Source organism: Oceanibaculum sp. (assembly GCF_022449305.1).
Lineage (GTDB): Bacteria > Pseudomonadota > Alphaproteobacteria > Oceanibaculales > Oceanibaculaceae > Oceanibaculum > Oceanibaculum indicum.
The window spans coordinates 1-13,275 of the sequence record NZ_JAKUSO010000033.1 but is presented as its reverse complement, the minus strand read 5'-3'; the positions used below and the strand labels follow the sequence as shown (position 1 = coordinate 13,275).

Here is a 13,275-nt window from a genome sequence, read left to right as displayed (position 1 = left end):
GGGCTGCCCAACGCCTGATCGGGCGGAGTCTGTTTTCATGAATATCTCCAAATTCTTCATCGACCGCCCCATTTTCGCGGGCGTTCTGTCGGTCCTGATCTTTGTGGCCGGCCTGATCGCGCTGCGCTCCATGCCGGTGTCGGAATATCCCGAGGTGGTGCCGCCGCAGATCGTGGTGCGTGCCAATTATCCGGGCGCCAACCCGCGCGTCATCGCCGAGACGGTGGCCACCCCCATCGAGGAGGCGATCAACGGCGTCGAGGACATGCTCTATATGAGCAGCCAGGCGACCACCGACGGGCTGATGACGCTGACCGTCACCTTCAAGCTGGGCACCGACCCGGACAAGGCACAGCAACTGGTGCAGAACCGCGTCTCGCAGGCCGAGCCGCGCCTGCCGGAGGAGGTGCGCCGCCTCGGCATCACCACGGTGAAAAGCTCGCCCGACCTGATGATGGTCGTGCATCTGCTGTCGCCGAACGACCGCTATGACATGACCTATCTGCGCAACTATGCCGTCCTCAATGTGAAGGACCGGCTGGCGCGTATCGACGGTGTCGGCGATGTGCAGCTGTTCGGCTCCGGCGACTATTCCATGCGCATCTGGCTCGACCCCGACAAGGTGGCGGAGCTGGGCCTGTCGGCCAGCGATGTGGTGAACGAGATCCGCGCGCAGAACGTGCAGGCCGCCGCCGGCGTGGTGGGCGCCTCGCCCAGCGTGCCGGGCATCGATTTGCAGCTTTCGGTGAACGCACAGGGCCGTCTGGAAACCGAGGAGGAATTCGGCGAGATCATCGTGAAGTCCGGCGCGGACGGGCAGGTGACCCGGCTGAAGGATATCGCCCGGGTCGAGATGGGCGCGGCGGAATATGCGCTGCGCTCGCTCCTGAACAACAAGCCGGCGGTCGCCGTGCCGGTGTTCCAGTCGCCCGGTTCCAACGCCATCGAGATCTCCGACCAGGTCCGCGTGGTGATGGACGAAATCCAGCAGAACATGCCGGAAGGCGTGGAATACCAGATCGTCTATGACACCACGCAGTTCGTGCGCGCCTCCATCGACGCCGTTGTGATGACGCTGCTGGAAGCCATCGTGCTGGTCGTGCTGGTGGTGATCCTGTTCCTGCAGACCTGGCGCGCCTCGATCATCCCGCTGCTGGCGGTGCCGGTCTCCATCGTCGGCACCTTCGCGGTGATGTATGTGTTCGGCTTCTCGATCAACGCGCTGACCCTGTTCGGGCTAGTGCTGGCCATCGGCATCGTGGTCGATGACGCCATCGTCGTGGTGGAGAATGTCGAGCGCAACATCGAGGAGGGGCTGACCCCCGTCGAGGCGACCTACCGCGCGATGCGCGAAGTGTCCGGCCCGATCATCGCCATTGCGCTGGTGCTGGTGGCGGTGTTCGTGCCGCTGGCCTTCATCACCGGCCTGACCGGCCAGTTCTACAAGCAGTTCGCGCTGACCATCTCGATCTCCACCATCATCTCGGCCATCAACTCGCTGACGCTGTCGCCGGCGCTGGCGGCGCTGCTGCTGAAGTCGCACCACGCGCCGAAGGATGCGCTGAGCCGCGGCATGGACAGGCTGTTCGGCTGGCTGTTCCGCGGCTTCAACCGGGCCTTCAACCGCGGCTCCAACGCCTATGGCAACGGTCTGCGCGGCGTGATCTCGCGCAAGACGCTGATGATGGCAGTCTATCTGCTGCTGGTCGGATTGACCGTCGGCCTGTTCAGGAGCGTGCCGGGCGGTTTCGTGCCGGGCCAGGACAAGCAGTATCTGGTGGGCTTCGCGCAGCTGCCCGACGGCGCCACGCTGGACCGCACGGAAGAGGTGATCCGGCAGATGGGTGAAATCGCCCTGCAGCAGCCGGGCGTGCGCGACGCCATCGCCTTTCCCGGCCTGTCGATCAACGGTTTCACCAACAGCTCCAATTCCGGCATCGTGTTCGTCGGGCTGGATGATTTCCACCTGCGCAAGGACCCGGCGCTGGGCGGCAACGCCATCGCCATGCAGCTGAACCAGAAGTTCGCCGGCATCGAGGAGGCGTTCATCGCCATGTTCCCGCCGCCGCCGGTGCAGGGGCTGGGCACCATCGGCGGCTTCAAGCTGCAGCTGGAGGACCGCACCGGCCAGGGTTATGCCGCGCTGGATCAGGCGACCAAGGCCTTCGTCGCCCGCGCCTACCAGACGCCGGAGCTGGCCGGCATCTTCTCCAGCTATCAGGTGAATGTGCCGCAGCTCTATGCCGATATCGACCGCACGCGCGCCCGCCAGCTGGGCGTCTCCGTGACCGATGTGTTCGAGACGCTGCAGATCTATCTGGGGTCGCTCTATGTGAATGATTTCAACAAGTTCGGCCGCACCTATTCGGTCCGTGTGCAGGCCGATGCGGAATATCGTGCGCGGGCCGAGGATATCGGCCGGCTGCAGGTCCGCTCCAGCAATGGCGAGATGGTGCCGTTGTCCGCCGTGCTGCGGGTGAAGGAGGCGGCGGGTCCGGAGCGCGCGATGCGCTATAATGGCTTCCTGTCAGCGGATGTGAATGGCGGGGCCGCGCCCGGCTATTCCACCGGCGAGGCACAGGCCGCCATCGACCGGATCGCCGCGGAGACCCTGCCTCCGGGCATGGCCTATGAATGGACGGAGCTGACCTATCAGGAAATTCTGGCCGGCAATTCTGCCATCCTGGTGTTCCCGCTGGCCATCCTGCTGGTGTTCCTGGTGCTGGCCGCGCAGTACGAGAGCCTGACCCTGCCCATCGCCATCATCCTGATCGTGCCGATGGGGCTGCTGGCGGCGATGGCGGGCGTGTGGATCAGCGGCGGCGACAACAACGTCTTCACGCAGATCGGGTTAATCGTGCTGGTCGGGCTGTCGGCGAAGAACGCCATCCTGATCGTGGAGTTTGCCCGCGAGCTGGAACTGTCCGGCATGAAGCCGGTGGAGGCCGCCATCGAGGCCAGCCGGCTGCGCCTGCGGCCGATCCTGATGACCTCGCTGGCCTTCATCATGGGCGTGGTGCCGCTGGTGATTTCCAGCGGCGCGGGGGCGGAGATGCGCCAGGCCATGGGCATCGCCGTGTTCTCCGGCATGATCGGCGTGACCTTCTTCGGCATCTTCCTGACGCCGGTGTTCTATGTGCTGCTGCGCCGTCTGGCGGGCAACCGTCCGCTGAAGCATGTCGGCGGCCCGGTGGCCGGGCCAGGGCACAGCCTGCCGCCGTCCGATCAGACTGTCTGAGATTAATCCGGGGCCGGCTAGCGCCCCGGATTACTCATACACGCGCTGACGCTGGCGGTGGGTCAGCAGCACGAACAGCGCCACCGCCAGGATGAAGCCAGCCAGCGCCCGAAACACGGTGCCGTAGGACAGCAGCTCCAGCATCGCTCCGGTGGCAATCGGGCCGATCACCTTGCCCAGATTCTTCATCGTACCGTACATGCCGAGCCCAAGGCCGGTATGGCTGGCGGACACCGCATTGCCGACCAGCGCCACGGTGGAGGGGAAGATCAGCCCCTGGGCGATGCCGCTCAGCACTGCGACGGCGACCAGCTCCGCCCCGGTCGTTGTCGTCGGCAGCAGCAGCAGGGCGGCGCCCAGCACCGCCATGCCGCCGGAAATCGCCGGCAGGTAGCCGCGCCGGTCGCCTAGCCGCCCGCCGATGGGCCGGGTCAGCATGTGCGCGGCCTCCTGCACGGTGAAGAACAGGCCGGCGGCCAGCACGCTGAATCCCGCCTCCTGCACCGCGAAGATCGGCAGGAAGGCCTTCAGCCCGTAGGTCACGCAATAGACCGTCACCTCAAGGCAGCTGGCGAACCACAGCTCAATGCGGCTGGCGGCATGGCTGAAGCCGGTGGCGAGCTGCCGCCACAGGCTGGGCCGATGTTCCCGCTGCGCCTGTAGTGGCGTGTCCGTATGCGTCATGAAGGCGACGGGAATGAAGGCAAGGCAGCTGAGCGCGCCGATGATGGTGAACACCTGCTCCGGCGGCATGATGGTCAGCAGCCAGCCGGTGATGGCGGGCGCGAAGAAATAGCCGCCCGACCGCGCCATCTCGAACCAGCCGAGCCGGGTGGCCCGTTCTTCCCGCCCCATCTCGATGATGTAGGCCAGCGTGACCGGCCCGAAGATGGCGGTCGCGGTGCCATGGAACAGCCGCAGCACCAGCAGCTCGTCCGGCGTTGTCACAAACTGGTAGAGGAAGGGCGTGCCGGCGAACACCACCAGCGCCAGCCACAGCCACAGACGCCGGCCCCAGCGGTCCGACAGGGCGCCGATCATCGGCTTCAGCAGCATGCCGGTCACCGTGGAGACCGCCACGATGCTGCCGATCAGCATCTGCCCGGCGCCGATGGCCGCTGCGAACAGCGGCAGCACCGGCGTCTTGCCCATCTGATAGGCGGTGCGCAGGATGAAGTCGGCACCGAACAGGCGCCAGAAGCTCGCCGGCTGTCTCAGCATGGCCTGTCCGGTTCCTTCCCCGCCGTGCCTCAGGCCGATAGGTGCGCGATGCCGGCTTTCTGCGCCGCCGCATTCACCGCCGCCACATCGCCCTTCACCAGCGCGTCGAGCTTTGCCAGTTCGGCATCGACCTTGCCGATGATCTCTTCCGAGACCTCGCGGGCCTGCTTGGTGGGCGCGGCATCGGCGATGGCCACGACATTGATGAGATCGACCAGCGTATCGTCGAGGCCGGCCGGGTTGCGCAGCACGTCACGCGAGCCTTCCCGCTTGATATCGACCAGCACGCCTTCGATGGCTTCCAGCTTGCCGATCAGCCCGGCCGCCTGGTCCGCCAGCCCGCTGCCATTGGCGCGGTCCTTGATGTCGGTGGCCTGGCGCTTCAGCAGGCGGATGCGGTTCACCGTGCCGTTCAGCCGTGACAGGCAGTCATGCAACTGCTTGTGCAGGTCGAACTGCGCGGCGAAATCCGCCGGCTTGGTGCTGACGCGCGGGTCCTTCTCGATGGTGAAGCTTTCGCTCTGCGTCTTGCCGGCAGCTTCCAGCGTGACGCTGTAGCTGCCCGGCACCACCGGCGGGCCGGCCGGCGGCTCGCCATTGCCGGCCAGCGGCTTCACCGCCTGTCCGCGCAGCGCATCGTCGATCTTCACCGCCGCCGGGTACTTCATGTCCCAGATGAACCGGTTCAGGCCCGCCTTCGTGCCGGGCTTGCGCGCCGGGGCGGCATCCTTGTCGTCGCTGGTGAAGCTGGCGATCTCCGCTCCCTTGGCATCGCGGAAGCTGAGGCGCACCGGGCCATCCGCATCCTTGTCCAGCCAGTAATAGACGATGGCGCCCTGCGGCGGATTCTCGCCGACATCCAGATGCAGGCGCTGCTTCGTGCCGTCGGGCAGCGTCACATTCTCGGTGCTGCCGGAAATGCCGAAGGCCGGGCCGTAGCTGATGCCGTCTCGGCCATGGCGGCCGGCACTCCACACCAGCTTGCTGCGGATCGACGGACGCGGCGCGAAAAGCTGCGCGCCCTTCGGCTGGGCCGGCAGCTTCCGCAGCGGAGTCACATCGTCCAGGATCCAGAAGGACCGGCCATGCGTGGCAACCACCAGATCGCCGTTCTTCACCTTGATGTCGTACACCGGCACGACCGGGAAGCCGCCGCCCATGCGGGTCCAGTGCGCGCCATCGTCCAGGCTGTAGAAGATGCCGGTCTCGGTGCCGGTATAGAGCAGCCCGGCACGCACCGGGTCGGCCCGCAGGACGCGGGTGATCTCGCCATCGGGCAGGTCGCCGGTGATCTTCTTCCAGCTCTTGCCGCCATCGGTGGAGCGGAACAGGTAGGGCTTGTAGTCGGCCAGCTTGTAGCAGGTTGCCGAGACATAGATCGTGTCGGCATCCAGTTCCGACACCTCGACGCTGCCAACATAGGCCAGTTCCGGCATCTCTTTCGGCGTCACATTCTGCCAGCTCTTGCCATCGTCGCGCGTGACATGCACGAGGCCGTCGTCGGTCGAGGCCCAGATCTCGCCCTTGCGGTGCTTCGATTCGTACAGGCTGGCGCAGGTCGCATAGGTCTCGGCACCGGCGCTGTCGCGGGTCAGCGGGCCGCCGGAATAATCCTGCTTCGACGGATCGTTGCGGCTGAGGTCGGGGGAAATCTCCTCCCAGCTCATGCCCTCGTCGCGGGTGCGGAACACATGGTTGCCGCCGGCATAGAGCGTGCCGCTGTCGTGCGGCGAGAACAGGATCGGGTAGGTCCAGGCAAAGCGGTAGCGCATGTCCTTCGGTGCGATACCGGTCGATTCCTCCGGCCAGACATTGATCAGCTGCATCTGCCGCGTGCGGTGGTCATAGCGCTGCAGCGCGCCGCTGCCGCCAGGGCTGGAGCCGATGGCGCCGATATAGACGATGTTGGCATCCTCGGGGTGCACGGCGATGAAGCCGCTTTCGCCGGTGCCCGGATAGCTGCAGTCAGCCAGCGTGATGACACCCCATTCCGAGGCGCTGGGCACCGAGATGGAGGTATTGTCCTGCTGCGTGCCATAGACGCGGTAGGGGTACTGGTTATCGACATCCAGCCGGTAAAACTGGGCGGTCAGCTGATTATAGATCGACGACCAGCTTTCGCCGCCATTGAAGGAAACGCAGGCGCCGCCGTCATTGCCCTCGATCATCCGCTTCGGATTGGCGGGGTCGATCCACAGATCGTGATTGTCGCCGTGCGGCGTGGTCACCTCGGTGAAGTTCTGGCCGCCATCGGTCGATTTCCACATCTGGAAATTGGTCACATAGAGCGTGTCGGCATGGCCCGGATCGGCGAACACATGGGTGTAGTACCAGGGCCGGTGCATCAGGTCGCGGTTGCGGCTGACCTGGGTCCAGGTGCTGCCGTAATCGTCGGTCCGGTAGAGGCCGGTCTTGCTGCCTTCCGCTTCGACCAGGGCATAGACCCGCCCGGCCTTCGCCGCCGAGACGGAGACGCCGACCTTGCCCAGCAACCCGCCGGGGAAACCGGATTTCTCGGTCACTTCCTCCCAGCTGTCGCCGCCATCGAAGGACCGGAACAGCCCGCTGCCCGGCCCGCCGCTGGTCAGGTTCCAGAAGCTGCGCCGCGCCTGCCAGAAACAGGCGAACAGGATGCGCGGATTGTTCGGATCCATCGACAGATCGACCGCACCGGCATCGGGGCCGCGATACAGAATCTTCTCCCAGCTCTCGCCGCCATCGCGCGAGCGATAGACGCCGCGATCCTCATTGGCGCCGAAGGCATCGCCCAGCGCCGCGACATAGAGCAGGTTGGGGTCGCTCGGATGCACGCAGATGCGGCCGATATGGCGGGTGCCGGCAAGGCCCATATGGCGCCAGCTGCGTCCGGCATCGGTGGAGCGGTAGAGACCGTCGCCATAGGAAACGTCGATGCGGATGGTGGTCTCGCCGGTGCCGGCATAGACGACGTTGGAATCGGATCGCGCGACGGCCAGCGCGCCGATGGTGGCGCTGCTGAGGTAGCCGTCGGTGACACAGCGCCAATAGACGCCGGCATCCACGGTCTTCCAGACGCCGCCGGCGCAGGCGCCGAAATAGAAGGTCATCGGATCGTTGGCATCGCCTGCCACCGCGACCACACGCCCGCCCCTGGACGGACCGATGCAACGCCATTTCATGGCATCCAGCATTCCGGACGCCGCCCCCGTATCGTGAGCCATTCCTGTTCCCCGTCGCTGATTGTGTCGCTGATTATCGAATGAAGAGTCGAGACGATGTTTGAGGCTTTGCTGCAATCCTTGCGCGGTTGGAATTGCAAATGCAAGCGGGGGTGGGACCGCTGGCCCGGATGGCTGATCTGCGTTGCTGGGCTTGAGGCGGGGAATGGATTGGCGTGGCGTCAAGGAAGTGATAATCACTCGCATTGAAGTGCAAGGCATGATGGCACGCGCAGGGGAAATTGTCTTTTGGCTGGCAACCCGGACAGGCTGGATCTGTTCCTGGCGCATCGCGGTGCGCTGCTGAACTATGCCAGCAGGATCGTCGGCGACCGCGCCCAGGCCGAGGATGTCGTGCAGGAGGCCTTCCTGCGATTCGATGCCGCTCCTGCGGAGCAGGAAGCCGGCGGGCAGGGGATGAGTGAGCCGCTGGCCTATCTCTACCGGATCGTGCGCAACCTCTCCCTCGATTTCCGCCGCCGGCTGAGCCGGGAACGCGACCGGCAGGCGCCCGATCCCGAGGAGAGCATGGGGCAGCTTGGCGCGGACAGCCCGTCGCCGGAAACCGTCGTGGGCGCGCGCGGCGAACTTAGGCTCGTCATGCAGGCGATGGCCGAACTGCCGGAGCGCACGCGCACCGCGCTGGAGATGCATCGCTTCGGTGGTTGCAGCCTGCGGGAGATTGCCGCTCGCCTCGGCATCTCTGTCGGCCTCGCGCACAGCCTGGTCACCGACGGGCTGGAGCATTGCCGCGCCCGGCTTTATCCGAAAAACCCGCCAGCAAGACCGTAATGGCGATGACTGAACGGTGCTAGGGGCTGGAACGTCTATGACTCAGCAGGATAGCCGCCGCGCCGGAATGACGGCGCCAGCCAGGGAGGATCGGATGCAGCCGTCGAAGGCCAGCGACTGGATGATCGCGTTGCTGGATGCGCCCGAAGATGAGGCGCTGCACGCCGGCTTCGAGCGCTGGCTGGCCGCCGATCCTGCCCATGCACGCGACTGGGAGGAGATCGCCCACACCTATGACGTGTTGGGCATGGCCACGCCCCGGCACCGCGCGGCCTGGGCGGAGAGGGAGGGCACCCCCGAAGAGGCTGCGCCAGTTGCCTCCCGGGGCAAAATCGTTTCCTTTCCCCAGCGCCGCCGGGCGCTGGCCCTCATGGCGGCGGCGATGGCGGCCTGCCTTGCAGTCATCCTGCTGCCCGATGCCGCGCTGCGGCTGAATGCCGATCATATCAGCCCGCGCGGTCAGGTCACGACGCTGACGCTGGCCGATGGCAGCCGCGCCCAACTGGCGCCGGAAAGTGCGGTCGCGCTCGATTTCACGGGCGGCCGGCGCATTGTCACGCTGCTTGCCGGACAGGCCTTTTTCGAGGTGACGCCGGACCCGGCGCATCCTTTCCGGGTGTTGGCCGGCGGGGTCGAGGCGAAGGTACTCGGCACCGCTTTCGAGGTCCGCGATATGCGGGATGTCATCGGCGTCGCCGTGCAGGAGGGCAAAGTCAGCGTCACCGATGCCGCCGAAGCGACGGTGCTGACGGCAGGCGGCTGGGTAAGGATCGGGCCGGAGGGTAAGCGCGCGCAGGGCCGGATGAATCCACAGGAAGTCGCGGCCTGGCGGGAAGGGCGGCTGATCGCCCGTGACATGCCGGTGGCAGAGGCGGTGGCGGAACTGCGCCCCTACTATAAGGGCGTCGTCATCCTCCGTGGGGATGGCCTCGCCCGGCAGCCGCTGACCGGCGTGTACAGCCTGACCGACCCGGACGCCGCCTTCGCGGCCATTGCCGAGGCGCAGGGTGCACGGCTGTACCGGCTGTTCCCCTGGATCACAATTATCTCCGGAAGCTGACAAAAATCCGGACCTCTTCAGTTTTTTTCTGAACAGCGGCCCGCGCGCCATCGTCCTTAAGTCAGAAACTAACATTGCGTCGTATTCGCAAAGGGGGCGGATCGGCGCTTTTCCGCTGTTCATGGGGGAGCGAAGGCGATGACGGGTCATATCCGGGCAAGGAACAATTCGACGGGACGGGCGGCACTGCTGGCGTCGCTGGCGTTCAGCACGGCCATCGGCATGGCGCTGGCGGTACCGGGTGCTTCACAGGCGCAGACATCAGGGGCGGTCGCCCAGGTCGAACAGCGCCGTTTCGACATTCCGGCCCAGCCGCTGGCGCAGGCGTTGCCCGCCTTCGGCCAGCAGGCCGGCATCCAGGTATCGGCCCATGGCGATGTGGTGCGCGGCGCCGCGACAAAGGGCGTCAGCGGCACCATGACGGCGGAGGCGGCGCTGCAGCGGCTGCTGGCCGGTACTGCACTTGGCTACCGCATGACCACCAGCGGGGCGGTGATCCTGGCGCAGCCGGAGAGTAGCTCTTCCGCCACCATGCTTTCCCCTGTGGTGGTCGAGGGCGCGGCCTCGGCGGACCCCCATGCCGGGGCCGCGGACCGCGCCAATTCCATCACCATCGGCCGGGAAGAGCTGGAGCGCCGCAATCCTGGCTCGATGAAGCAGGTCTTCGCCGGCGAGGCCAGCGTCTCTGTCGGCGGCGGCCAGCCGATGAGCCAGAAGGTTTATGTCCAGGGCGTTGAGGAAACCAACCTCGCGGTCAGCATCGACGGCGCCCGGCAGAACAACAAGGTGTTCCATCATAATGGCACCAATTTGATCGACCCGGCGCTGCTGAAGCTGGCGCGCGTCGATCCGGGCGTCGCTCCGGCCGATGCCGGGCCGGGCGCGCTGGGCGGCTCGATTGTTTACGAGACGGTGGATGCCGGCGACTTGCTGAAGCCGGGCCAGTCCGTCGGCGGGTTCGTCGGTACCGAGTACAACACCAATGGCGACACGCTGGCCTTCAGCGGTTCGGCCTATGCGCGGCATGAGGGCTTCGAGGTGCTGGGCTTCTACAAGGATGCCGACGGCAGCAACTACAAGGATGGCGACGGCAACTCCGTCGAGGGCACCGGTGCCGGCCTGCAGAGTGTGCTGGGTAAGCTGGGCTATGAGAGCGACTCAGGCCACCGGTTCGAGGTCTCGGCAGAGCAGGTGCATGACGAGGCGGTGCGCCCGTTCCGCGCCAATATCGGCCGGCTGACCAACCGCAATGAGGGCGTTCGCGTCTATGATTTGAAACGCCAGAACTTCGTGTTCAACTATTCCACGCCGCATGCCGAGGGGCTGTTCGACCCCAAGGTCGTCCTCGGCTTCGGTCGCACCGAGCTGGGCGTACCCACCCCCTATGGCAGTGCCGGCGTGACCAGCAGCCTGTCCGGCAAGGTGGAGAACGACTTCAACCTCAGCCCCGGCAACACCGTGACCGTCGGCGTCGATTTCTACGATGACGAGGCGGAATACAGCGACCCGACAGTGACGATCCGCGAGGCCGCCACCAATGTCGGCGCCTATGCGCAGGCCCGGCTGACCCCCATCGACCGGCTACGCCTGTCCTTCGGCGCGCGTGCCGATCGCCATGAGTTCGAGGGGGTGGATGGCAGCACGACCGATAATGACGGGCTCAGCGGCAATGCTTCGGCGGCCTATGACGCGACCGACTGGCTGACGCTGAAGGCCGGTTATTCCCGTGTGTTCGGCGGCGTGGCGCTGGCCGAGAACTTCATCCTGAACGAGAACTGGACCTATACCGGCGGCATCGAGGCGGTGCGCTCCGAGAACGTCAATCTCGGCTTCGAGACCCACTATAAGGGCTTCACCTTCGGGGCCGGTATCTTCCGTAGCGATTTCGACAATGCCCGAAATGAGAGCTATGGCGGCGGGGCAGCACTGACCGCCGATTTCGAGACCGAGGGCTATAACCTCTCGGTCGGCTACAACTGGGGCCCCGGCTTCGCGCGGCTGACCTATACCGACACGGATTTCGAGATCAACGGCGAGCCCGGCGATTCCGATCTCGGCCAGTATCTCGGCACGCCGGTCGGGCAGATCTTCGCGCTGGAGGTGGCGCACAGCTTCCAGTCCATCGGGCTGATGGTTGGCGGCACGCTGGACGCGGCGCTGAAGAATAACGATCCGGAGGCCGCCGGTCTGCGACCGCTCGACAGCTATGAGGCGGTCGGTCTCTACGCCCAGTACACCCCGCCCTCGATGCAGTATCTGACCTTGCGGGCGGAGGCGAACAACATCTTCGACGAGACCTATGCCGACCGCGCCACCTATGGCCAGGAATTCGGCAATGTCGTCCCGCTCTATGAGCCGGGCCGGTCCTTCCTGGTGAAGGCCAAGCTGACCTTCTGAGGGCCTGACAAACTGCCTGCCGCCGCGACAGGAGTGTTTCCTGTGGCGGCGGCAGCGGGCAATTCATGCTGGCGTGCCCTCCGTGCCAGCGGGTAGGGTGCAGCCTTATTGACCGGCTGGCCGCATGCTGCCGGTATGTGCTTGCGTTGCCCGTGAGGTGCTGGTGCCTATCGACTCCGACAAAGCCGTTCACACGCCCGGCGGGGAGCAGGGGCTGTGATCGGCCGGCTGATCCAGAACAACCTCGCCTGGTCGGTCAACCGGCAGAAGGGCGATCCCGACTATTTCCGCCGGCTGGCCGCGCAGCAATCGCCGGAGTTCCTGTGGATCGGCTGCGCCGACAGCCGGGTGCCGGCGAACGAGATCGTCGGGCTGGACCCGGGCGAGCTGTTCGTGCATCGCAACATCGCCAATCTGGCGATCCCGACCGACATCAACTTCCTGTCGGTGCTGGCCTTTGCGGTGAATGCGCTGAAGGTGCGCCACATCATCGTCTGCGGCCATTATGGCTGCGGCGGCATCCGGGCCACGCTGAAGCGCGAGAAGCACGGCATCGTCGATCACTGGCTGGAGCCGGTGCGCGAGGTACAGCGCCAGCATGCCGAGCGGCTGGAGGCCATCGGCAACCCCGATGACCGGGCGAACGCGCTGTGCGAGTACAATGTCATCCGCCAGGTCGGCAATGTCGCGGCGACCGTCACCGTGCGCGATGCCTGGGAGCGTGGCCAGGACCTTGCCATCCATGGCTGGATCTATGGCCTGTCGGACGGGCTGGTGCGCGATCTCGATGTCACCGTGACCGGCCCAGCCGGGGCGGAGCGACCCTAGCGCCTATCCATAGAAGCCGGCGTCGATATCGGCGGCGGTGAGCTGGCTGATGCCGAGCAGGGTGATGGTCGCACCGGCGACGGTCAGCACCACGCCGGCGTCGGTCACCGTCTGGCTGGCGATGGCGGCCTCCAGCTCCGCCAGTGTCGCATTCTCCACCGCCAGCACATCCACGCCCTGCTCAAAGTCTGTGATGGTGGGCGTCAGCACGGCATTCGGGAAGGCCGGGTTGAAACCCTTCAGGAAGAATTTGTCCGCGCCGGCACCGCCGGTCAGCGTGTCGTTGCCCATGCCGGAATAGAGCACATCGTCGCCACCGCCGCCGGTGATGGAATCGTGACCTTTGCCGCCGCGGATCGTGTCGCTGCCCTGGCCGCCGATGATGGTGTCGCTGCCCTCATTGCCCTGCGCCCAGTTGTCGCCGCCGCCGCTCATATCGATGATGTCGTTGCCACCGCGGCCGGAAAGGATGTCGTTGCCGGCGCCGCCGCTGATCGTGTCATTGCCGATATTGCCGGTCAGGATGTCAGCGCCGCCGCCGC

General features: G+C 65.9%; 8 protein-coding genes. 5 read left to right on the top strand and 3 right to left on the bottom strand.

Annotated features, from left to right (window positions below):
• Nucleotides 1-37 precede the first annotated feature (37 nt).
• A complete protein-coding gene (locus MK313_RS11175; protein ID WP_287781607.1) occupies nt 38-3,238 on the top strand; it encodes an efflux RND transporter permease subunit in 3,201 nt (1,066 codons plus the stop codon).
• 30 nt (nt 3,239-3,268) lie between these two features.
• On the opposite strand, the gene MK313_RS11170 is transcribed toward MK313_RS11175, so the two are convergent.
• Both MK313_RS11170 and MK313_RS11165 read right to left on the bottom strand, forming a co-directional pair.
• Entirely contained in the window at nt 3,269-4,459 is a 1,191-nt protein-coding gene (locus tag MK313_RS11170) for an MFS transporter (protein WP_121216780.1), read from the bottom strand.
• 29 nt (nt 4,460-4,488) lie between these two features.
• On the bottom strand, nt 4,489-7,659 hold the full coding sequence (locus tag MK313_RS11165) for a WD40/YVTN/BNR-like repeat-containing protein (protein ID WP_244922186.1): 3,171 nt from the start codon (nt 7,657-7,659) through the stop codon (nt 4,489-4,491).
• A gap of 246 nt (nt 7,660-7,905) precedes the next feature.
• On the opposite strand from MK313_RS11165, the gene MK313_RS11160 reads away from it, so the two are divergent.
• From MK313_RS11160 to MK313_RS11145, 4 genes are all read left to right on the top strand, one after another.
• The gene (locus MK313_RS11160; protein ID WP_121216784.1) at nt 7,906-8,448 is read left to right on the top strand and encodes a sigma-70 family RNA polymerase sigma factor; all 543 of its coding nucleotides are present in this window, start codon (nt 7,906-7,908) and stop codon (nt 8,446-8,448) included.
• 94 nt (nt 8,449-8,542) lie between these two features.
• On the top strand, nt 8,543-9,508 hold the full coding sequence (locus MK313_RS11155; protein WP_287781603.1) for a FecR family protein: 966 nt from the start codon (nt 8,543-8,545) through the stop codon (nt 9,506-9,508).
• A gap of 138 nt (nt 9,509-9,646) precedes the next feature.
• Complete coding sequence (locus MK313_RS11150) at nt 9,647-11,905, top strand: TonB-dependent receptor (protein ID WP_287781601.1); 2,259 nt, start codon at nt 9,647-9,649, stop codon at nt 11,903-11,905.
• A gap of 216 nt (nt 11,906-12,121) precedes the next feature.
• On the top strand, nt 12,122-12,733 hold the full coding sequence (locus tag MK313_RS11145) for a carbonic anhydrase (RefSeq protein WP_008942845.1): 612 nt from the start codon (nt 12,122-12,124) through the stop codon (nt 12,731-12,733).
• Nucleotides 12,734-12,736: 3 nt separating this feature from the next.
• On the opposite strand, the gene MK313_RS11140 is transcribed toward MK313_RS11145, so the two are convergent.
• On the bottom strand, nt 12,737-13,275 hold a 539-nt coding region (locus MK313_RS11140), incomplete at its 5' end, for a calcium-binding protein (RefSeq protein ID WP_287781598.1).